This window comes from Terrimonas alba (genome assembly GCF_042434975.1).
Classification (GTDB): domain Bacteria; phylum Bacteroidota; class Bacteroidia; order Chitinophagales; family Chitinophagaceae; genus Terrimonas_B; species Terrimonas_B alba.
On sequence record NZ_JBHMQM010000004.1, the window covers coordinates 672,997 to 696,521 of the forward strand.

Sequence of the window (23,525 nt, forward strand, 5' to 3'; positions counted from 1 at the left end):
AGTTAAATAAGCAGATGTAAAAAATCTATCTCTATCTTGAGATAGATTTTTTACTTATGATCCTTTTTGAAATGAACCCTACCAAATTAGTGCGGAATTTAATTCTCGCAGCCGCTTGTTTTTTAGTTGGCTGTAAAGGAACAACGGACAATATCGGCGAAACAGGCCCACAACTTTTTACCCTGTTAACCCCTGAGGAAACAAAAGTTGATTTTCAGAATTTGTTGACAGAAGGCTTAAACACTAACATCCTGATGTATGAATATTTCTACAACGGTGGCGGTGTAGCCGCAGGCGATTTTAATAACGATGGCCTTGTCGACCTTTATTTCACTTCGAATATGAGTGATAATAAATTTTACCTGAATAAAGGCAACATGCAGTTCCAGGATATCACACTCGCATCACATGCCGGCGGCAGACCCGGTCCGTGGAAAACAGGAGTGAATGCCGTGGATATTAACGCCGATGGAAAGCTCGACCTGTATGTTTGTTATTCCGGTGCACTGCCTCCTGCAAAAAGAGCGAACCAGTTATTTATCAATATCGGAAATGACAGCCAGGGTGTGCCCATGTTTGATGAAAAAGCAGAGTCATATGGATTAGCCGGTACAGGGTTTAGTAATCAATCCTATTTTTTCGATTATGATAAAGATGGTGATCTGGACATGTTGTTGTTAAATCATAATCCAAAAAATTTGCCGTTGCTCAACGAAGAAGGCACGGCGAAATTATTGAAGGAAGACAATGTGGAAATGGGACTTCGTTTATACCAGCAGGCAAATGGAAAATTTCAGGACATCACTGTAAACGCCGGCATCAATGGTTCCCAATTGAGTTATGGCCTGGGTCTCGGAATTTCCGACCTGAATGAAGACGGCTGGTCCGACTTTTATGTATCCAATGATTATGCTGTACCCGATTACCTGTATTTAAACAACAAGAACGGAACATTCACCAATCAATTGCAAAGTAGCATCGGTCACAACAGCCAGTTCTCCATGGGTAATGATGTGACAGACATCAATAATGACGGACTACAGGACATTTTTACATTGGATATGTTGCCGGAAGATAACCATCGCCAGAAATTATTGCTGGCTCCGGATAATCATGAAAAGTTTGACCTGAATGTTCGCAGCGGTTTCCATTATCAGTATATGCGCAACATGCTGCAGGTGAATAATGGAAATGGCACATTTAGCGAAACCGGGCAAATAGCCGGGATATCCAATACGGATTGGAGCTGGTCCGCATTGTTTGCAGACTATGACAATGACGGCTGGAAAGACCTGTTTGTGACCAATGGCTATTTCAGGGATTATACCAATCTTGACTTTATCAATTATATGAACGAGTATGTAGAGGAGAAAGGCCGGTTGCAGCGGGAAGATGTGATGGATATTATTAAGAATATGCCCTCTTCGAACGTCGTCAATTATATTTTTCAAAACAAACAAGGCAGCAGCTTTCAAAATAGAAATAAGGATTGGGGTATTCAACAGCCGTCCAACAGCAACGGCGCCTTGTATGCGGACCTGGATAATGATGGGGATCTTGATCTCGTCGTGAATAATATCAATCAACCGGCATTTATTTATCGCAATGAAGCAAGGAAACTGGGAAGTACTCATTTCCTGCAGGTAAGGTTAAACGGTGAAGCAGGAAATACACAGGGCCTTGGCGCAGAAATTAAAATTTATCACAAAGGAGAAGTTCAAACTTTGGAACAAAATCCTGCACGGGGCTATTTATCGAACGTTTCATTTACACTGCATTTTGGTTTAGGTAAAAGTGAAAAATTAGATTCTTTAATTGTAACATGGAATAGTGGCAAGGAACAAAAGCTTTATGATATAAAAGCGAACCAGGTACTGACACTTGCCGAAAAAGATGCCAGGGATAAGAGTTCTTTTTCCAAACCGGTTACAAAATGGTTTACTGAAGTTCAATCCCCGATAAAATATTCAGACTCCTCAGCCAGGGTTAATGATTTTAACAGGCAGCTTCTATTGATCAGTAAATTTTCCCGCCAGGGACCTTGTTTATATAAATATGATCTGAATAAGGATGGATTGGAAGATGTGATTGTTGGTGGCGGAGCAGGACAGCCGACAACGGTTTTTATGCAACAAAAAGGTGGCTCTTTTGTACAAAAGAAAATGCCTGCATTGGAGCAGGATAAGAATTGTGTGGACGCTGATATCGCCGTATTGGATGCCAATGCGGATGGTCACCCGGATATTTATATAGCCAGTGGCGGATACAATAGTTTTACTGTCTCAGACTCTATGTTGCAGGACAGGCTTTATCTGAATGATGGAAATAATAACTTTAATAAGAGTCAAACGCTTCCTGCAATAAAAGGAAGTAAATCCTGTGTAAGGGTCGAAGATATTAATGGCGACGGTGCGCCTGATATTTTTGTTGGTGGCAGAGTAGTTCCTGGCCGTTATCCTGAAACACCAAAGAGTTTTATCCTGATCAATGATGGTAAAGGAAATTTCACCGATCAAACGGCAGGTATTTGTCTTGAACTTTCAACCGCAGGAATGATTACAGATGCCGCATGGGTTGACTTAGACGCAGATAAAAAAAATGAACTAATTGTTGTGGGCGAGTGGATGCCGGTAACCGTGTATCGTAAGAGCAACGACAAACTCGTTAATAGCAACAACGTTTTTTTTGATAAAAGTTATTCCGGTTGGTGGAACAAAATAGCTGTCAGCGATCTTAATGCAGATGGTCGTGCTGATCTTGTTATCGGAAACATGGGATTGAATACACAATTCAAAGCAACTCCACAAGAGCCGCTGGAAATGTATTACAAGGATTTTGACAAAAATGGTTCTGTGGATCCTATTTTCAGTTTTTATATCCAGGGGAAAAAATATCCTTTTCTCACCCGTGATGAACTGGTGGGCCAGCTTCCCGTGATGCGGAAACGATTTTCCAACTTCAAAAGCTATGCTGATATAACGATGGACGATCTTTTTTCATCCACCGAATTAAAAGATGCAGGACACCTGGTGGCTAATCACATGAAGACCACCTGCTTTTTAAGCATGGCATCCGGAAAGTTCCAGGAAATGGAATTGCCTCTGCAGGTACAGTACTCGCCTGTCTACAACATTAACATTTTAGATTTTAACAAGGATGGGAAAACAGATATTTTGCTTTGTGGCAACAATAGCAATACGAAGATCAGGTTGGGTAAGTTTGATGCAAACTATGGCGTATTGCTACAAGGGGATGGCAAAGGAAATTTCAGCTATCTTAAGCAGAATGAATCCGGTTTTAATATCTGGGGGGATGTAAGAAGCAGTATTCAGCTAAATGATAAAATCATTTTTGGTATTAATGGGAAAGGCCTGGTGGCTTACTCCTTAGCGAAGTAAAATGAAGCGATTGCAGTTTTATATGTTTTTAGTAGTTGGAATGACGATCATTCTATTTGTTTCGTCATGCCAACAGGAGAACAAAAAATTGCCGGAGGATTTTGAATTAGCAACAGCTTGGGCAAATATGACAAATCATATTACAAAAACAACGCCTGCCAATACACCTACTTTCGCATCCCGCTGTTTTGGATATATTGGACTTACCATGTATGAGTCAGTGGTGAATGGATTCACGGAGTATCAATCAATCGCTCCTCAGCTAAATGGATTAGGCAATTTGACCTTACCTGAAAAAAATGCATCCTATAGTTGGCCACTGGTTTTAAATGCGGGACAGGCTGAAATTATCCGGAATATTTACATTCAAACTTCTGATCAGAATAAAGCTAAAATTGACTCACTTGAGGACCATTTCATCAACTGGTTTAAGGCAAATAATGTTAGTGATTCAGTTATCAACCGATCTGCACAATATGGCAAAAAAATAGCGCAACAAATTTTTGAGTGGTCCAAAACGGATGGGGGGCACCGGGCGTATTTGAAAAATTTTGACAAACAATTATTGTTTAAAGAAAAACCCGGCTGCTGGAGGCCGCCTTTATATGCGCAATCATTTAGTCACTACCCGCTTCATCCGCATTGGGGGAAGAACCGCACTTTTTTAGTTAGTGATTCAACTATTGCCGATCCTGAATTTATTCCTTTTGATACGGTGCCGGGCTCTGCGTACTATAGCCAGTTTAAACAAGTATATGACAAAGAAAAATCGCTGACACAGGAAGAAAAAGAAATTGCCATTTGGTGGGGCGATGATCCGGAAGAAACATTTACACCTCCCGGCCATTCTTACTACCTCGCAACATTGGCGATTCAAAAATCGAAACCGCCATTAATAAAATGTGCTGAGACCTATGCAAGGGTGGGAATGGCTGTAGCGGATGCTTTCCGGAATTGCTGGAAATGGAAATTTCATTTTTTCTCAGAACGGCCCAACACTTACATTACTCAACATATAGACCAGCAGTGGAACTCCTTCTGGCCCGATCCGCCTTTTCCGGCTTTTCCTTCGGGTCATGCCATACAAGCCGCTGCGGCAGCCACTGTTCTTACCGATTTATATGGAAGCAATTTCTCCTTTACAGATAGTGCTCATACCGGAAGAAAAAGAGACGAGATCAGGAATGCCGATTTTAAATTCCGAAAGTTTGACTCTTTTATGCAGGTAGCAGAAGAAACAGCTAACTCCCGCTTTTATGGTGGTATACACACCCCGCAGGATAATGCCCAGGGGCTGGCGAAAGGAAAAATAATCGGGACCAATATCAACCAGTTAAAATGGAAAAGAAAATCTTAAAAGTATTTTGAAAATGCGTCATTGTTTTGCAGTATTGTTTTTTATCACTTCTTTTTCCTGCAACGTTTTTTGCCAAACAAAATTTTCCGATGTGACGGCTGCAGCCGGTATCAATCACGTATTTAAAGTATATGAAGGAATGTTTGGTGGCGGTGCCTGTGTTTTTGACTACAATAAAGACGGGTATGAAGACCTTTATATCACCGGTGGTACCAATGATGATATTTTATACAAGAATAATGGCAATGGCACATTCACCAATGTATTTGAACAATCCGGGTTAACAATTACTAAGCGATACGTAACGCAGGGAGTAACTGGAGCGGACGTCAACCGTGACGGATTTGTTGATCTTTTTATTACAACCATTACCTCGCGGGATAAAAAGCAAGTCATACCGCGGGAAATAAATTTACTTTTTTTAAATAAGGGCAATGGCACATTTCGTGACGCCACGAAAGAATATGGACTTGATCAGATGTATTCATTCAGCACCGGTGCCAATTTTGGCGACATCAATGCTGATGGTTGGCCAGACATCTATGTAGGCAATTACTTCAATGAATATACAGGCAAGCTGAGTGTGATCAACGACTATACGGTTGTCGGTGCCAACCAAATTGCAAAGGGTTATCTTTTATTGAACGAAAAGGGAGAAAAGTTCCGGGATGTATATGCAGATTATGGATTGGATTTTCGGGGTTTTGGTTTCGGTGGTGTTTTTACAGACTACGATAATGATGGCGACCAGGACTTATTTGTAAATCATGATTTTGGTTACAAGCGAACACCGGATATGTTGCTAAAAAACAACTATCCCAAAAAATCATTTAAAGATGTGTCGAAAGAAACGGCCATGGATCTTAAGATAAATTCCATGGGTACGGCTGTTGGTGATTATAATAATGATGGGCTGATGGATTATTACATGACCAATATCCGCTTTAATTATTTTATGGTGAACCAGGGTGCAGGCAAACCGTTTGTAAATAAAGCAACCGAGTTGGGCATGGGTTTTTTTGCCATTAGTTGGGGAGCTAATTTCGCCGACTTTGACCAGGATGGTGATGTGGACCTTTTTGTTGCCAATGGTGATCTGAATCCCAATTGCGTTGCGATGGCAGATTTCTATTTTGAAAACCTCGGTACTAAGTTTGAAGATAAAGCCCGTGCTTATGGCTTGGCAGATTACGGCATAGGCCGTGGCTCCGTCGTTTTTGATTATGACAAAGATGGCGATCTTGATCTGTTAGTCGTAAACCAGCAACCTGTTGCAGATTATCCTGTGCCATCCTTCACCCGTTTATACCGGAATGATTCAACCAGCGGCAACTGGATACAAATTGCGTTGAAAGGTGTTGATGCGGAAAGCCAGGGCATAGGTTCTAAAATTGAAGTAGAAGCAGGCGGAAAAAAAATGATTCGTGAGATTGATGGCGGCGGTTCCAGTCATATTTCCCAGAATTCAGTGATTGCTCATTTTGGTTTGGGAAAGGCGACCAAGATTGATAAGATCACTGTTTATTGGACCGGTGGTAACAAACAAACGTTAACCAATGTGGACATTAACCAACAAATAACGATAACAGAAATCCCCGCTAAAAAAACCCCTTATTTTGCATACTTATTGGCAGCGCTGGTTGCTGTTGTGCTGCTACTTGTATTTTTAAAGAAAAGAAAAAAGTAATATATAATCTCAATTATGTTTTTAAATGACTAGAATGAAGAAACCAATGGTTGTATCAACAAGCAAATATCATTTCATCTCTTTGTGTGTGCTGGCTATAACCTGTGTGACGGGCTGTAAGCAGGAAGCGGCTGACAAAAAAATTAAACAAATGGATCCCGCCAAAGCAGCAAAAGTGGCTGCCACCGTTGAGTCCATCGTGAAACCCGAACTGGCTGACAGCAATCTCACCATGAGCTTATGGGGTATTGATTCATTAGTGATATCACCGATTGCTATCGATATTGATGATAATGGCGACCTGTATTATGTGACTACCAACCGGCAAAAAAATTCTGAATTTGATATCCGCAGCCACCAGGAGTGGGAGATCCCTTCTATTCAATTACAAACAATCGACGACAAACGGGCTTTCCTGCGTAAAGTGCTATCGCCGGAAAACAGCAAGAATAATTTGTGGTTAAAGGATGTCAATGGCGACAGCTCCCATGACTGGCGTGACATGACGGTTGAAAAAGAAAATATCTACCGCATACAGGATACAGATGGGGATGGCGTTGCCGATAAATCACAATTGGTAGTCGATGACTTTCATGATGAGGTGACCGATGTGGCCGGCGGTCTATTGATCGATGGAAAAGATTTATATGTATCAGTAGGACCGGATATGTGGCGGATGAAAGATAAAAACGGGGATGGCATCGCTGATGACAAGACTTCCATGTCGCATGGCTATGGTATTCACATTGGGTTTAGCGGGCATGGTATGTCGGGCGTAGAAATGGGCCCCGATGGAAGAATCTACTGGCAGATCGGTGATATTGGATTTAATGGTACTGATCAAACAGGTAAAAAATGGGAATACCCCAATTGCGGTGTGATTGCCCGTAGCAATCCTGATGGAAGTGACTTTGAAATATTTGCATCCGGGCTTCGCAATACCCATGAGTTTGTGTTTGATGAATATGCGAATCTTATCAGTGAAGACAATGATGGCGATCATGCCGGCGAAAAAGAAAGACTGGTTTATATCGTGAATGGTTCCGATGCCGGCTGGCGAAGCAACTGGCAATATGGTAAGTATCGTGATCCCGAAAACAATACCTATAAAGTATGGATGGATGAAAAAATGTGGATGCCACGCTTTGAAGGACAAGCTGCATATATCACTCCCTGCATCAGCAATTATGTAAGTGGTCCGTCAGGGATGGTGTATAACCCCGGTACCGCCCTGAGCCCTGAATATAAAAACACTTTTTTCATTGGAGAGTTTGTAGGTAACCCTGCACAGTCGGGTGTCTATGGCTTTAAGCTGAAACCAAAAGGGGCCAGCTTTGAATTAGGCGACAGTAAAAAAATTGTGGGTGGCGTGTTGCCAACGGGCCTTGACTTCGGACCAGATGGAGCTTTATACATTGCCGACTGGATTGATGGATGGGGCACTCATGACTATGGCCGTGTCTGGAAACTGGATGACAAAAGAGGCACTGCTGAAAGAAACCAAACTAAAACCTTATTAGCAGCGGATTTTACTGCGAAAAAAGAAAATGAGCTGGGTGACTTGTTGAAGAATGCCGACATGCGGGTTCGTATGAAAGCCCAGTTTGAATTAGCAAAACGTGGTGCATCGGGTGATGCGATATTTCAAAAAGCATTGGCTCAAACTGAAAACCAATTAGCAAGAGTACATGCCATCTGGGGCATCAGCCAATTGGCAAGAAAAGAAAAAAAGTATGCAGAGAGTCTTTTGCCTTTGTTGCAGGATAAAGATCCCGAGATAAGAGCACAGGCAGCAAAATGGTTGGGCGATACAAAGTATAAAGAAGCAGGCAGCAAATTGATTCCATTACTAAAAGATTCTGATAGCCGCACCCGTTTCTTTGCTGCTGAAGCATTAGGACGTACAGAACACGAGCCGGCCATCAATGCATTGATTGAATTATTGCAAACAAATAATGATGAAGATGCTTACATCCGTCATGCAGCGAGCCTTGCATTAGCAAAAATTGGAAAAGCTGATCCGCTTATCAACCTGGCGAAGAATCCATCCCGTGCCGTAAGGATAGGCGCTGTGGTGGCTTTAAGAAGAATGGCTCACCCGGGTATAGCTAACTTTTTAAACGATGTCGATGAGTTTGTAGTAACCGAAGCGGCACGAGCTATCAATGATGATCTTTCAATTAAAGACGCTTTACCTGCATTGGGAAATTTGTTAAACACCACAAGGTTTACAAACGAGGCATTGATCAGGCGTTGCATAAATGCCAATCTCCGGGTAGGCACAGATCAGTCGCTGCAGAATCTTGTCAGCTATTCAACAAGAGAAGAAACTCCTGCGAAGATGAGGGCAGAAGCTATCGATGCATTGAGCACCTGGGCAAAACCATCAGTGGTCGATAGAGTGGACGGTCGTTACCGCGGCGTCATTCAGCGTGACCTTGCCTCATTAAAAGCAAAGACATCATCAACCTTGGTGAGCTTGTTGCAGAATAAAGATATGATCGTCAAAACAAGTGCCGTAAAGGCCATTAGTAAATTAAAAATCAACGAAGGCAATGCTGTGTTGATGAATCTTGTCAAAAATGATAAAGAACCATCGGTAAGGGTAGAAGCGCTGAAAGCCCTGGCTGCCATTGGTGATGCACAGATTGGCGACGCTATCAAATCTGCGATTGCTGATAAAGATAAATCAGTGCGCATTGCAGGAATTGATTTGCTTCCCAAAATGAGTATTTCAAAAGAATTGATGGTATCATTGCTTTCAGATGTGATCAATACAAAAACCTCTGAGGAAAAACAGGCGGCTTTGTTAACACTTGGAAATCTTCCTGTCCAAAATTCAAAAGCGGTGTTTGATGATTTGCTGCAAAAAATGGGATCCGGTAAGCTTTCGTCAGACGTTTACCTGGAATTAGCTGAAGCTGTCGATAGTACCCGTTCATCTGAGTTAATCACGAAGTACAAACAAATCAGCTCATCTCTTTCTCCTGATACATTGGCATCCGCTTATGCAGGAAGTTTATACGGTGGCGATCCGGATAAAGGCCGGAGAATATTTTTCAGAAACCAATCAGCGCAGTGTATCCGTTGTCATTCTTATGATGATATGGGGGGTAACGCCGGTCCCCGTTTGAATGGTGTGGCAGCAAGGTTGACCCGTCCGCAAATTCTGGAAGCATTGATCAATCCGAGTGCACGGCTCGCTCCGGGCTTTGGGTTTATTACATTGGAGTTGAAGAGTGGGAAGACGGTTTCCGGTACTTTGAATGGTGAAACAGCAACCAGCTTAGTGGTAAAGACCGGCGATCAGCAAAATGAAACCATTGCTAAGGACCAGGTTGCAAAACGAACGAATGCTGCTTCCAGTATGCCTGAAATGAAAAATATACTGAGCAAAAAGGAAATCAGGGACGTGGTTAGCTTTTTAGCACAACAAAAAGAAAATACTTATAAAGCCACGACCTCTACAGGGGAACATGGAACCAAATGAGATCATTGAATTTCTGAAAGCAAAAAATAAACGGCTTGCCTGATCGGCAGGCCGTTTTGATTTTATATCAGTACCACTCTAAGAAACTGTTTAAAATTGTAAAAGCAGAACGCGGATAACACTGATCCCGATAGCTATCGGGATGATTTATCAAGATAAAATCAGCGAAAATCATCACTATCTTAACATATCTGCGGTCTATGCTAAAAAAAATTAAACAGGTTTCCTGGTTGAAACATAGGAACTTCTAAGTGAAACAATCACTACAAAAGGGTAAAATCAATCAAGCCCATTTTGATCCTGTTCGCTTATTATCCTTTAATTTTCATCGTTCAAACACATTTTGTATGAGAAAATTAATAATGATCGCAGCCTGCCTTTTTGTAAATACATGGTTGTTGGCACAGTCATCGTATACGCCTGCTAAAGAAAACCTCGAAGCCCGTCGTCAATTCCAGGATAATAAGTATGGAATGTTTATTCACTGGGGCCTGTCAAGCGTATTGGGGCACGGTGAGTGGGTGATGAATAACCGCAACATCAAAGTGGAAGACTATACCCGTTTGCTCCGTGCATTTAACCCGGTTGATTTCGACGCCGCTAAATGGGTGGCTACGGCGAAGAATGCAGGCATGAAATATATTGTTTTTATCACCCGTCACCACGATGGATTTTCCAATTGGGATACTAAACAATCGGAATGGAAAATCACGAACACTCCTTATGGTAAAGATGTTTTGAAAATGCTGGCGGATGAATGTAAGAAACAAGGAATAAAACTCGGCCTGTATTATTCAACACTGGATTGGTACCGCAATGATTATCCTTATGAAACAGGAAGAACAGGAAAAGGCACCGGTCGTACGGCAAAAAGTAATTATGCATCCTACCTGCAATTCATGAAAAGCCAACTGACGGAGTTACTGACCAACTATGGTGAGATCATGTCTGTTTGGTTCGATGGTCATTGGGATCAAACAAATCCCGAAGGAGATGCGGACAGGACATCCCGCATCGATTGGAAATATGATGAGATCTATGGTTTAATTCACAAACTTCAACCACAGTGTATGATTGGAAACAATCATCACCTGTCACCGCTAAATGGTGAAGACTTTCAAATGTTTGAAAGGGACCTGCCCGGTGAAAATAAATCAGGGCTTAGCTTTCAAAAAGCATCGGATGAGCTGCCCGTGGAAACATGCGAAACCATCAATGGTTCCTGGGGCTATAATATTACAGACACGAGTTACAAAACAGTTTCCCAGGTGATCCAATTGTTAGTGGGTGCAGCAGGACGCAATGCAAACTTGTTGTTGAACATTGGCCCCATGCCAAACGGTGCGATACAGCCGGAGTTTACCGATACATTAGCAGCTGCCGGCAAATGGTTGCAGCAATACGGTGAGAGTATTTATGGAACAAGAGGCGGACCGCTTGGCCCCCAACCCTGGGGCGTGACAACACAAAAAGATAAAAAAATCTACCTCCATCTATTTAAAAAGCCTGAAGCAAATACAATTTTATTGCCGATAAAAGACAAGATAAAGCAGGTAACATTGTTAGGAGCAACTGATAAAATGAAATTTAAACAACAGAAGGATGGCGTAACTATTTCAACAGAAGGAATAGCTACGGATGGAGCTGACACAGTGGTTTTAGTTGAACTGAAATAAAGCGTTGAATAAAGATTCGCTTGAAAATTCTCCTCATGATTAAACCAACTCTCTCTGAGTTTGGATTATACAACTATCCGATTAGCATTGCCTATTATGATGAAAAGATTGCTGCCAATAATTCCCGCTTTCACAATTGCCGTTGTTTTACGAGCTCAGTCGCCGTTGCAAACATTGACAGTTGAACCTGCTTTATACAAGCAGGATTGGCTTATCACCCCCGTAAAACAAAAAGCTGCCATTTACACCAGCGCCGACAAAAAAGATATTTCACTGTACAATGGCTTGGTGAAAAGAACTTTCCGGTTATTGCCCAATACCGTTTGCATTGATTATAGAAATATGATTACCGGTCAGCAATTGCTGCGAGGCGTGATGCCGGAAGCGGTGATCACCATTAATGCAAAAGAGTATAATGTCGGCGGATTGTATGGCCAAAAGGAAAAGGCCTATTTGCTTCCTGCATGGGTGGATGAATTTAGAAAAGATGATAATGATTTTCAGTTCGTAAAATTTGAAATCAACAAACTCCAACCATTTATTAACTGGAATGCAAAAGGTTGGTGGGCATCCAATACACAGCAGCCAACCGGCGTTTTAATCAGCTTTATTTATCAAAATGATGCTGCCCCGGTAAAAGATTTAACAGTAAAAGTTCACTACGCTTTATATGATGGGCTGCCATTGATCGCCAAATGGGTGACCATTGAGAATGACGGTGCGGTTGTCAAAATAGACCGCGTTAAAAATGAATTACTGGCAATAGTGGAAGAGGAAAGTGCCGTGGTGGGCAAACCCGACCGGATGAAAAAGCAACAGGGCATTTATGTCGAAACCAATTATGCCTTCAACAATGCGATGCGCTATGATATCAGCGATCAGACCTTGCACTGGAAAATCGATTCATCATACACTTCGCAGGTAAACTATGATTATAATACTCCCTGCGTGCTGGAAGTATACCCCGACAAAGCGCCGGGCATTGTATTAAAATCCGGCGAATCATTTACCTCTGTTCGCAGTTTTGAATTGCTGATGGATAGTTATGACCGGGAGCGAAGAGGATTAACCATCCGCAAAATGTATCGCAGCATTGCTCCCTGGACTACAGCAAATCCCATCTTTATGCATCTCGTCAGTAAGAATGATGAAGAAGTAAAAAATGCCATTGACCAATGTGCTGCTACAGGTTATGAGGCATTGATCTTAAGCTTCGGCAGTCATATCAATATGGAAGATAGTTCTGCGGACAATATAAAACGCTGGAAAAATAATGCTGCATATGCGCATCGCAAAGGAATTAAGATCGGTGGTTATTCTTTATTCAGTTCAAGACGCATCAGCGAAGAAGATGATGTGATCAACCCGCTAACCGGTAAAACAGGCGGGGCTTTTTTTGGCAATGCACCCTGCTTTGGCAGTAAATGGGGATTAGCCTACCGGGACAAAATAAAATACTTTTTTACACAAACCGGTTTTGATATTTGGGAAAATGATGGCCCATATCCCGGTGATGTTTGTGCTTCTGTGTTACACCCCGGTCATAAAGGATTGGATGATTCACAGTGGCGGCAAATGGAAATTCAAAAGGAGTTATATCGCTGGCTGAATGAAAAGGGAGTTTACATCAATGCACCTGACTGGTATTTTTTAGATGGCACCCATAAGATTGCTATTGGCTACCGCGAAGTCAACTTTTCTTTACCGCGGGAAAATCAAAAAATTTTAAACCGGCAAAATATCTTCGATGGTACCTGGGAAAAAACACCATCGATGGGTTGGGGCTTTGTTCCATTAACGAGATACCAGGGTGGCGGGCCCGAAGCCATACTGGAACCATTAAGTGAACACATAAAAGATTATGAACAGTTGATGATGCAATATTATGGGGCAGGAGTGCAGGCTTGCTATCGTGGTCCAAGATTATATGATACCGATGAAACAAGAAAGGTAGTGGTTGACGTCATCAACTGGTATAAAAAATATCGGGCTATTCTAAATTCAGACATTGTTCATTTAAGAAGGGCCGATGGAAGAGATTGGGATGGGATATTGCATGTGAACCCGGCTTTGAAAACAAAAGGCCTGCTGATGTTGTATAACCCATTAAAAGAAAGCATCCGAAGAGCCATCCAGGTTCCGTTATATTACACTGGCTTAGAGAATTCGGCCCTTATCGGTGAAAAGGGAAAAGCAATGCAATCGATTCGGATGAATGAAAAGAATGAGATTCAGTTATCGTTTACCATAGCACCCGAAAGCTATACCTGGTTTGTAATAGAATAATTTTTAAACTCAACAGCCGCTACTGCCGCTGGCGAATAATTTCCGGAAAGAGAATAAATTGAAGATTGTTTATTTTCATTTACTAAAAACAAATTACATGTCATCTAATCGCCGTCAATTTTTACAACAGCTCAGTGGACTTGCAGCCGGTGCAGCGGGACTTTCGGTGCTGGGCCAGGACGTATTTGCTGCTGAGATTATAAAAAAGCCATTTTTTGAAATCTCGCTGGCGCAATGGTCGTTGCATAAAGCCCTGTTTGCAAAAAAGCTGGACAACCTCGATTTTCCTGCTAAGGCAAAAAATGATTTTGGAATCAGTGTAGTAGAATATGTGAACCAGTTTTTCAAAGACAAAGCAAAAGATACTTCTTACCTCAACGAATTATTGAAACGATGCAAAGACAATGGGGTAAAAAATCATTTGATCATGTGCGATGGTGAAGGCGAGTTGGGCGCTACCGATGATGCGGCACGAATGAAAGCTGTCGAGAATCATTACAAATGGGTGGATGCCGCGAAATACCTGGGCTGTGCCACTATCAGGGTGAATGCAGCCGGCAAAGGAACAAGAGAAGAAGTGGCCAGTGCTGCAGTGGATGGCCTGGGCAGGCTGGGTGAATACGCCGACAAAGAAAAGATCAACGTGATCGTGGAAAATCATGGCGGTTATTCTTCCGATGGTAGTTGGCTGGCAGGTGTGATGAAACAAATTAGTAAGAAAAATGTGGGAACGCTTCCTGACTTTGGCAACTTCTGCATTAAACGTGAACCGAACAACTGGACCAATTGCCTGGAAAGCTATGACCGCTACCAGGGAACCCAAGAACTAATGCCATTTGCAAAAGGCGTCAGTGCCAAAACTTATGATTTCGATGAGGAGGGCAATTGCATTGAAACCGACTACAATAAGATCATGAAGATTGTAAAAGACTCCGGTTTCAAAGGCTATGTAGGCATCGAATATGAGGGTGATAAAATAAGCGAAGAAGAAGGGATACGAAAGACAAAAGCGTTATTGGAAAGAGTGAGGAAGCAGCTATAACTTTCATGTCAGTTCATTAATGACAGGGGGCAAAGAATCAGTGATTTCTTTGCTCCTTGTTTTTTAAAATGGTTATTGTTCTGGTTCCGGCGGGAAGGGGGTGTGGTTATTTTTAATTTTCTCTTGCAGTAATCGTCTAAAGTCATCTTCCTTTTTTTTGTCCTGCCGGTTGGTTTGGGCCAAACCCCGGTGAGACAGAGCCTCGTTGTGGTAAAGGGAGACCCCGGCAGGACGCAAAGCTACTTAATCAGGTTTTCCCCCTAAAGCTTGTACTATCGAAATAAATATCCTTTACATGTCCTTGTCTTGTTTTGATCCGTATGATATCATAGTGTTTTGACAACTTTTTTACGTGGGTCCTCCTGATTAACCCATAACCCGGATAATTATTAGCCAACCATTTGTATTCCTCGCTTAGTCCTGCGCTTTCACTTTCCACCATTAAAATAACCGCATTACTAAAAGAAGTACCACCTCGTAATACGTCGTCGCGGGTTACTGCCGGTGAAGCTGCTTTAGTCGTTTTCTTTGGGGACGAACAGGCCCCAAGCAACATAATAACAAAAAATAAAAGATTGACTGTTTTCATAAAATATGTATTACGCCGAGGGTGGTTTTCATATCGCATATGCCGGCTTTTATTACTGAATATCCACAATTTTTTACAGTCACAAACCTGGAATGGAAAAAACTTTTGCAGCCCGATAAGCATAAGAATATAATTATTGATGGTTTTCGGTTTCTTGTTGATAATAGAGGAAACCCCGAAAGGACGAAGTCAACGAAAACGAATACTAAATTTAAAATCTTTACTGTTATAAATTAAGATTATCGTTATCACAATCCGCCCACGTTATACTTTTTGTATTGTCATTCTTCAATACTAACTCCGGCGCAAATACGCAGGGTGGCTTTGCAGCTTAGTGTACTTGTGCCTTCATTTAGTTCTGCTTTTTCTTTATCGTAGTTTTCTTAAAGACTTTTTAGCCCAGTCATTTCCTTAGTTCAGGTATAAGTACCCATCCGCACACAATCATTGCTGCATACTTGCGCCAGCGACGGGGTTTGTTGTTTTTTATACCGTTGTCGGGCTTCAATTCATGCAGGCTTTTATGCAGTTCATTTACGTTAGTATTTCAAGAGAGAAGAGAGGGATATACTTTGTCACTTCATTACAATAATAATATATGCGATATTTATTTGGCTGCATGGCATTATTGCTGTTTTGGACAACAGCTAAGGCGCAGGTAACAATGAAAGGTGCCGAAATCCCCAATTTTCTTGAAAGAATGCCATCACTGCCTGCTACAGTTGACGAGGCTTATAAGACAATTTACCCTAAAACAAAGAAACCTCCCTACCAACAGTATAGTGACACGCTTAAAGCAGCTATTAATACACTGGCTATAGAGGCGGCCGGTAAAAGCTATTTGTTAATGACAATGGCCGGCAGAGTAGGACAGGACGATAGAAAATTTGATCGTATTCATAATCAATTACCCAGGGACAAAGATCTCGAAAACAGGATGAGAGATATTAATAACTCTTTTTTCAGTGAAGCGGATAAATTGGGGCGCACCCTCGGAAACGCCTATGATTCTATAAACAAACTAAATTATCCCGCTATTGACAGGGCTGCATTGCAGTTAGAACTATATCGCAAAGAAATCCCGCACTATATAAAAAAAGTAAAACAAATCCTGGTCGGGACGAATGCTTACATGAACAAAAGAGGGTACAATGCGATCTTGGATAATCATGAGACCACCAATAAATATTACATACAGTTGCTTGAAGTAAGAGGATTAATGTACGACCGGATTCAAAAAGTATTACAACAACTTACTGCTACATGGATATACTCGGCCGATATGGTAGATATATGTAAAAAGCATCCTGATTCATGTAAATAGATAATGGTTGGCGTATTTTTTTTGGAAGACCAACAGGGGTAGAAAAAATATTATGTAGCATGTTAGCAGCCGTTGTATAGGCTTTGACCTTTCTTTTCGAGAGTCAGTAAATACTTACTGAATTTTGAAACTTCTATGGTTAAGGTATCTCCAGCTGAGATCTGATCAAAAACATGTTTTGAATGAACATCGATTTTGGATAGTTCGGGGTTATTAAGTTTTATGATTGTTTCATTCTTTTTTTCAGATTTGGACGTGACGACTACTTCTCCTACAAGCTTTATTTGGCGGGAAATATCTTTTCTATAGGCAATATAATTTCTAAGAAAAATAGCTATGCAAATCCCCGCTTGCAAGAGCAAACTTATGATGGTTGTAGGCCAAAACCCGTATCCCTTTCTTAAAAGACCTGTTAATCCGACGAGTAGGGAAAGAGGAACACAAAGTATAATAAAAAGATAAAGACTTAGTTTGAAACTCTTGGGCAGAGCTTGCACCTTACGTAAGTCTGAATCTGAGAAAGGTTGTGTTGAAAGCATGTTTTAAAATGGCTGCTAACGTGTGTATTTAAGCTAATATACGCTACGGAAAACTTGAAACAATTTTTTCAAGGCCTTGTTTCAGACACTGGGATTGATGACATGTAGAATACAAGTATTGATACGAGGTTTCCTACAACAGTGCGGTTGGTGAAAAAACACCAACCTCGGCGTTCGGCGTGCTATTTTTTGGAAGACCAACAGGGGTAGACATCAAATCGCCGGCACCTAATCCGAGTCCGCTGCGATGCGTTAAGAGGTCCTGTATGTTAAAGTTCTCCGTCACATAATTATTATACATTTTGAATTCAGGCAGGTGGTCTTTTACTTTATCGGTCCATTTCAGTTTGCCTTCATCCTCTAAAATAGAAAGTGCAGCCGTTGTAAATGCTTTGGTATTTGATCCAATCTGAAAATTGGTGTATTCATTGACCGTTTCTTTTGTTGTAATAGAAGTAAGTCCATATCCTTTTTGATGAATTACCTTACCATCTTTAACAATGGCTACAGATGCGCCAGCTACCTTCAACTTTACCAGGGTATTTTCCACTAATGAATCAATTTTTTGAGACGTTAATTGGGCAACCGTTTCAGTGGATACAAAAAGTATAAGGAGCAGTGATGTTAAAAGAGTTGCTGTTTTTTTCATTAGTTTTATTTTGAATTTAGATGGTTAGATTGTTGTCCCTGGCTTGCCGCTAATGGTTCGGGTCTTTTCAAATTGCCGGCTATACCCATTATTTCTGACCCTCTTTACTTTTAAAGTCTGTAAAGGTCTTTCCATCATAACGATGCACCGCACCTGCAGATCCAAACCAAATACTTCCATCGTTAGCTTCCAAAAGCCCCAAAAAAGCGGGTCCTCCTGACTTAATTTCTGTTACAGTAGGCTTTTTATTGTACAAGGACTTTGCATCATAACGTGAAAGTGCCCAGACTGACCCATCATAAGGAGTTATGCTACCTGTAGTCCAGATGTTTCCTTTTTTGTCTTCGATTATTGCATAAGCCCCCCTCTGCGACACCTTAGTAATGACACTGCCGTCATAGCGCCAAAGACCATCAACGTCACCGAACCAAATGCTTCCTTTTTTATCCTCGATTATTGACCAAACGTTTTTAAAAGCTTTGCCATCTTTGTTTTTTAAAATGGTAAATGTTTTTCCATCATAAAAACAGGGCTCGCCCCTTGTGCCAAACCATAATTTCCCAGTTTTGTCTTCCATGATAGTGGTAAGATCATTATTGGAAAGTCCATCTTTAGTTGTAAAATTTCGAAACGATTTCCCATCGTAACGGCTTACTCCACCTCCTCCAGTGCCGAACCAAATAATGCCGGCTTTATCTTCGTAAATACACATAACCGCATTATTGGCAAGTCCCTCCCTGGTTGTAAAATGTTGAAAGCCTGCCTGTCCGGTAGGCAGGGATTTCCCATTGTAATAATAAACGCCTGAATCATAAGAAGCGAACCAAATATTTCCCCGGCGATCTTCCAGGACATCCCAGAATCTGTGCGAACCTAGTTTACTCGTGAGATTAGTAAACGATTTTCCATCGTATCGAACACCACCCCATCCAGCAGCAATCAAAATGTTTCCGTTTCTATCTTGCTTTACATTCCGAACCTGACCCATAGGCACCTTGGAGGTAGCCAACTCTTTAAGTTGAGATTCGGAGATGCCATTGTGTTCTTTACTGAAATTATCTTGTGGTGGGTTTGTTTGGTTTTGCCCTCCACAGGAGGTGTGAAAAACAAACATCAGGAACAAAGCATTTAAGTATATGTATTTCATAATTTATTTACTCAGCAACCGCCTTTTCGGGGGACACGTTTAAAAATTACTTTACTATCTCGTTCTACATATTCGCACGATACTATTGGATATGAATACTTAGGTGCGTGCGATACGCTATGGCTTCTTATAATTATTTTGTCGTTAACTTTCAGGCTATGCAATTGCTCAAGTTGAGACTTTTCCGGGTCAAATTTTACAATATAATCGACACCATCAATCCTGGCCATCACACCGAAACCTAATCTTGATCCTGGCGGAAGAGTAAGAGAGGTTACAACAGCCTCCATATTGGTAAAAGCACTTATATGCTTCCTTATTTTAGCAGCACCGGCAAGCACTTTTTTACCTTCTGGAGAAGCCTCCCATTTTTTGTACTTTATACCGTCAGGTGTAGCCTCCCATTTTTTCCTTTCGGCTTTACTTTCAGCAACTGAAAGCGGCTTTGGGGACGGCTTCTTAGTAGTTTCATTTTTGATTTCATGATTAGCAAATACTATTCCGCTTACCACAACCAGTGGTAACATCAGCGCATAAATTACTTTTTTCATATTTTTTAATTTTTAGTGTTTAATGATTATTTACCGCCCCGGCTTGTGTCCCAGAAGCTGCGGTTAAAGTCCTTTCGATTTACCACGAACCTCGCTATTTCTTATACACTTTGTTGTGCGTTGGCTTTATGTTTATTTCTTTAACACCAAACTTTTTAAATTAATCTTTCCACAATGAATTTCTTTATCATTAATTCTATAGAAAAGATTTTGCTCTTTTAAGCTAAGTCCTGTTCGTATTGTACCGTCTACTCCACGATTAGAGAGCGTTACCACATAAAAAGTACTTGAACCTTTTGGATTAATAGTTCTTTTCAACGAAGACGATTTATAACGATTGTTATCTAAAAACGATTTTATTGTCAAACCATAATCATACAAGGGTTCTTTATGAATTGTCATTGTGTCGGAAGGAAGAAGCAATTTCATATAGTTGCCCGATGAAGATGGAATCTCTAATGAATCTAAAGGAAAATCAATTGTCAATTCAAGAGGATCAAATGTTTCATTGATTATTTGAGTCCAAAATACAGCATACACATATTTCTTACCATTGGGATCAGTGTAGTTTACCCCACTTTTTGGAAAGCTGTTTTGTATTATTAGGCGTGCACCGTTCGACCCGGGATATTCATATTTAGTGTGAAAATTATTTCCATTATGGTTAGCCGATAGCTTTTGGCTTTGGACATTTTTTGTCGAATCCACAGTTCCTGTATAAACAGAATCTGTACTACTTTGCCCGGAGCAAAAAAATCCTGTTGTCACCATCATCAGTATCATTATACTTTTTTTCATCTTTTTATTTTTTTGTGTCTTCCCGGGGTCTTGCCCATATATCTCTTGAAAATTCGAGTCTTCACGGGCAGACCCCGGGGCTTTAGAAGCAGAGCTTAATTATTTTAATTAATGTTTTCGTCATTTGAATCCCCGGGTCTGCCAGCAAGAGTTTAGCTATACGAAAATATCAATGGCAAGACCCGGGGCAGCAATGAAATTCATGAATGTTAATCTGAGTTTTCAACATCCACCCTTGCTGCGAATGGCATAAATCACGTTGCCTGAAACAAATAAATTGAAGCCCTTTTTGTCTATAGAAGGAAGTAATAATTTCCATGTTTTTCCCTTGTCTGATGATCTGAAAATGCCGTCAGGATGAGTACAAAAGAAGTTTTCACCAACCTGGGTAATTGAAGTCTGGAAGGCTTGCAAACGAGGGCGATCATCCCAGGTCCGCCATATTGAATCCATAACAACTTTGTCCTGAAGGCCGGCATCCATGGACTGCCAGGTTTTACCGCCGTCGTAGGATGTACTTAGCCTCCTGGTATCCGACTCTGAAGTAGAAGTGATGGCAACGAATCCACCTTTGATCGGTTTTATATCGAAAGCCACACCGTTCTCACTGATCGCCAGCGCCCAGTTTTCGCCATTATCGGTCGATCTTATTATCCTTCTCATACTGGTCGACACCAGTACGCCATTCGACTCTGCCAAATGCCCTACCAGGCCTCCGGCATGGACATGTTTCCAGGTTTTTCCACTGTTAACAGTTTTAAAAAGGCCTCTGTCGGTGCCGATGAAAATTGCACCTCCGGCAGTCTCAAAAACGCTGCGTATTCGTGGCTCGTGAAAATTTTCGAATATCGGCGACCATACACTTGTTCCGTTTGTTGTTTTCAGATTTATACCCCAGTAAAATATCCCGGACGCATTGCTGCTATGTTCGCCAGGGAAAATCTCTTTGGTCCAAAAAGGAGGGGTGGCATTTGGTGTACTGTGATAGAGTCCGTTTCCAACCCTTAAAAACAGCCCTTTATCATTTGCAAAGAAGCTATTTCCCCGGATACTATCTATCCGCAAATTTTCGGGCAGCCCTTTGCTGATGTCCTGCCAGGTTTGTCCGCCATCTGTAGATTTAAAAACGATCTTTGCAGGACCGGTCCTCTCTCTTTTTGGGCCTGGCTTACTATTCAGGAGAAGAGAAGATGAGGAAACCGTGAAAAGGAGCAAAAAAGCAAGGATATAAAAATTCATGGCTATAAATTATTTGGTGAAACAATACACTAAAGGTATCCGGCGTCAACTACCGGGAAGAATTTTAGCAGTAAAAAGATGTAAAAGACGCGTAAAACGTTTGTAAAACCCTTTTAAACCGGGAGTTAATGAATTATTTTGCACACATGAAGCCATTTACGGTGTTTGGATCTTCGATCATGATAATTGTTTTGTTGATTTCTGCTGCTGCATTTATCAATAAAGGCAATGAAATCCCGGAGAAGCATGTAGAAGTAGTATTACGTAATTTAGGACATCAGCTTTTGCTTACCGCCAAAGATTCTACCTCCCGGGTGCTGCCGGTTAAGAGATTAAATGACAATACATACCAGATCTCCTTTCAAAATGACTTTGGTTTTATTTCAGATACACTCATCAATTTAATTCAGCGAACATTTCAAAAAAACGCCCTGTCAAACAATTATATCGTGAGTTTGAAGAATTGTGCACAAAAGGAAACGGTGTTTGCATTTGAAATAAATAATCAAACAGGCGATTTAACACCTTGCAGGGGTCGTAAGCTGAACGTTGGTTGTTATATTATTGAAATTGATCTGTTGAAGAAACCTACGTTTAATTTCTTTTTGCTGATACTATTGATTATCCCGTTGAGTTTGGTTGGGTTTTATGTCAAAAATAAGTTTCGTAAAAAAGAGGAGAAAGAGCCAGTTTTCGATAATAATGATTACATACAATTAGGAAGCTTTCAATTCTACCCGGATAATAATGTTCTTAAAACGGGGAATAACAATATTACGCTGTCGGAAAAAGAAACAAAAGCACTAAAAATATTTGCAGATAATATAAATCAGATTGTAGAAAGGGAAAAATTGATGAAAGAAATTTGGGAAGATAAAGGTGTAGTGGTCATCAGCAGAAATGTTGATGTATTGGTGTCTAAATTACGTAAGAAATTAATCGACGATGACTCGATTAAAATTATTAACGTACCCGGCAGGGGTTACAAATTTGTCATTGAGTAGATACCAATTAAAAATCAAGAAAAGTGTAAAATAAATTAGATTGTGTGATTACTACTTTATCCATTGTCATTCCTTTCCCGATGAAATCTGGCATGCACATGTCACCTGCTAAATAAATTGGGCCGGGGACTGGTTGATGTTACACAACAGCCATCTTCTGAAGATATTTGCGTCTTCAACAAAACAGGTTAAATACTTTTTATGAGAGAATGTAAATTCCTTGCCGGCCTTGGAACGATACTTATTTTCGGTGGGTATATTTTGTTTTACGCCGAGGTTGGTGTGCTGAGCCTGCCGAAGTATCACCAACCGCATAAATAACGGACGCATCATGACCGGTAATGCAAATTCCGTACTTCATATCACATATGCCAGCTTTTATTACTGAATATCCACAATTTTTTACAGTCACAAACCTGGAATGGAAAAAACTTTTGCAGCCCGGTAAGTATAAGGATATTATTATTGATGGTTTTCGGTTTCTTGTTGATAATAGAGGAGACCCCGGAAGGAAGACCAACAAGGGCAGAAAATTTTTGATGGGGGCCAAAAGGAAGATAAAGCATTCCGACGAGTCCCTCCGCTGATTTTCCTATATCCCGAAAGTTTCTGCAGGAGGAGACTCGTCGGGAAAGAAACAATGATGGATTTACATAAGCGACAGATGTTATTTGTAGAAGTTAAGATTTGATCTGACAGTTGGGATTAACTTTAGAGTAACTACAACCTAATTGTTAACCCCAAAAAGT

Annotated in this window: 16 protein-coding genes; 9 read left to right on the top strand and 7 right to left on the bottom strand. The window is 41.0% G+C overall.

What is annotated here, in order from left to right; genetic code table 11:
- The first annotated feature begins 56 nt into the window (after window positions 1–56).
- The 7 genes from ACFEL9_RS14775 to ACFEL9_RS14805 all read left to right on the top strand — a co-directional run bounded on the left by ACFEL9_RS14775 (window position 57) and on the right by ACFEL9_RS14805 (window position 14,936).
- Window positions 57–3,398, top strand: a complete 3,342-nt coding sequence (locus ACFEL9_RS14775) for a VCBS repeat-containing protein (RefSeq protein ID WP_385891454.1) — start codon at window positions 57–59, stop codon at window positions 3,396–3,398.
- Between the two features lies 1 nt (window position 3,399).
- Window positions 3,400–4,755 carry a vanadium-dependent haloperoxidase gene (locus ACFEL9_RS14780; protein WP_385891457.1) on the top strand — a complete coding sequence of 452 codons (1,356 nt, stop codon included), beginning with the start codon at window positions 3,400–3,402 and terminating at the stop codon, window positions 4,753–4,755.
- 13 nt (window positions 4,756–4,768) lie between these two features.
- Window positions 4,769–6,442 (top strand): CRTAC1 family protein, encoded by a 1,674-nt coding sequence (locus ACFEL9_RS14785; protein ID WP_385891460.1) that lies wholly within the window; start codon window positions 4,769–4,771, stop codon window positions 6,440–6,442.
- Window positions 6,443–6,476: 34 nt separating this feature from the next.
- A complete protein-coding gene (locus tag ACFEL9_RS14790) occupies window positions 6,477–9,932 on the top strand; it encodes a HEAT repeat domain-containing protein (protein WP_385891462.1) in 3,456 nt (1,151 codons plus the stop codon).
- Between the two features lie 347 nt (window positions 9,933–10,279).
- Window positions 10,280–11,608, top strand: coding sequence for an alpha-L-fucosidase (locus tag ACFEL9_RS14795; protein WP_385891464.1), 1,329 nt, complete (start codon window positions 10,280–10,282; stop codon window positions 11,606–11,608).
- Between the two features lie 60 nt (window positions 11,609–11,668).
- Complete coding sequence (locus ACFEL9_RS14800; RefSeq protein ID WP_385891466.1) at window positions 11,669–13,894, top strand: alpha-galactosidase; 2,226 nt, start codon at window positions 11,669–11,671, stop codon at window positions 13,892–13,894.
- 97 nt (window positions 13,895–13,991) lie between these two features.
- Window positions 13,992–14,936, top strand: coding sequence for a sugar phosphate isomerase/epimerase family protein (locus tag ACFEL9_RS14805; protein ID WP_385891468.1), 945 nt, complete (start codon window positions 13,992–13,994; stop codon window positions 14,934–14,936).
- A gap of 247 nt (window positions 14,937–15,183) precedes the next feature.
- Here ACFEL9_RS14805 and ACFEL9_RS14810 read toward each other — a convergent pair whose 3' ends face one another.
- Window positions 15,184–15,525 carry a hypothetical protein gene (locus ACFEL9_RS14810; RefSeq protein ID WP_385891470.1) on the bottom strand — a complete coding sequence of 114 codons (342 nt, stop codon included), beginning with the start codon at window positions 15,523–15,525 and terminating at the stop codon, window positions 15,184–15,186.
- Between the two features lie 598 nt (window positions 15,526–16,123).
- Between ACFEL9_RS14810 and ACFEL9_RS14815 the strand changes: the two genes are divergently transcribed.
- Entirely contained in the window at window positions 16,124–16,849 is a 726-nt protein-coding gene (locus ACFEL9_RS14815) for a hypothetical protein (protein WP_385891472.1), read from the top strand.
- A gap of 62 nt (window positions 16,850–16,911) precedes the next feature.
- Here ACFEL9_RS14815 and ACFEL9_RS14820 read toward each other — a convergent pair whose 3' ends face one another.
- The 6 genes from ACFEL9_RS14820 to ACFEL9_RS14845 form a co-directional block, all read right to left on the bottom strand.
- The gene (locus ACFEL9_RS14820; protein ID WP_385891474.1) at window positions 16,912–17,388 is read right to left on the bottom strand and encodes a hypothetical protein; all 477 of its coding nucleotides are present in this window, start codon (window positions 17,386–17,388) and stop codon (window positions 16,912–16,914) included.
- A gap of 133 nt (window positions 17,389–17,521) precedes the next feature.
- Window positions 17,522–18,037 (bottom strand): serine hydrolase domain-containing protein, encoded by a 516-nt coding sequence (locus tag ACFEL9_RS14825; protein WP_385891476.1) that lies wholly within the window; start codon window positions 18,035–18,037, stop codon window positions 17,522–17,524.
- 88 nt (window positions 18,038–18,125) lie between these two features.
- On the bottom strand, window positions 18,126–19,184 hold the full coding sequence (locus ACFEL9_RS14830) for a ligand-binding sensor domain-containing protein (RefSeq protein ID WP_385891478.1): 1,059 nt from the start codon (window positions 19,182–19,184) through the stop codon (window positions 18,126–18,128).
- Between the two features lie 11 nt (window positions 19,185–19,195).
- On the bottom strand, window positions 19,196–19,735 hold the full coding sequence (locus ACFEL9_RS14835) for a hypothetical protein (protein ID WP_385891481.1): 540 nt from the start codon (window positions 19,733–19,735) through the stop codon (window positions 19,196–19,198).
- 132 nt (window positions 19,736–19,867) lie between these two features.
- The gene (locus tag ACFEL9_RS14840) at window positions 19,868–20,533 is read right to left on the bottom strand and encodes a hypothetical protein (protein WP_385891483.1); all 666 of its coding nucleotides are present in this window, start codon (window positions 20,531–20,533) and stop codon (window positions 19,868–19,870) included.
- Window positions 20,534–20,755: 222 nt separating this feature from the next.
- Window positions 20,756–21,772: a WD40/YVTN/BNR-like repeat-containing protein gene (locus tag ACFEL9_RS14845; RefSeq protein WP_385891486.1), complete on the bottom strand. Its 1,017-nt coding sequence runs from the start codon at window positions 21,770–21,772 to the stop codon at window positions 20,756–20,758.
- Window positions 21,773–21,900: 128 nt separating this feature from the next.
- Here ACFEL9_RS14845 and ACFEL9_RS14850 point away from each other — a divergent pair, with 128 nt between their 5' ends.
- Window positions 21,901–22,776: a winged helix-turn-helix domain-containing protein gene (locus tag ACFEL9_RS14850; protein ID WP_385891489.1), complete on the top strand. Its 876-nt coding sequence runs from the start codon at window positions 21,901–21,903 to the stop codon at window positions 22,774–22,776.
- Window positions 22,777–23,525: the final 749 nt, after the last annotated feature.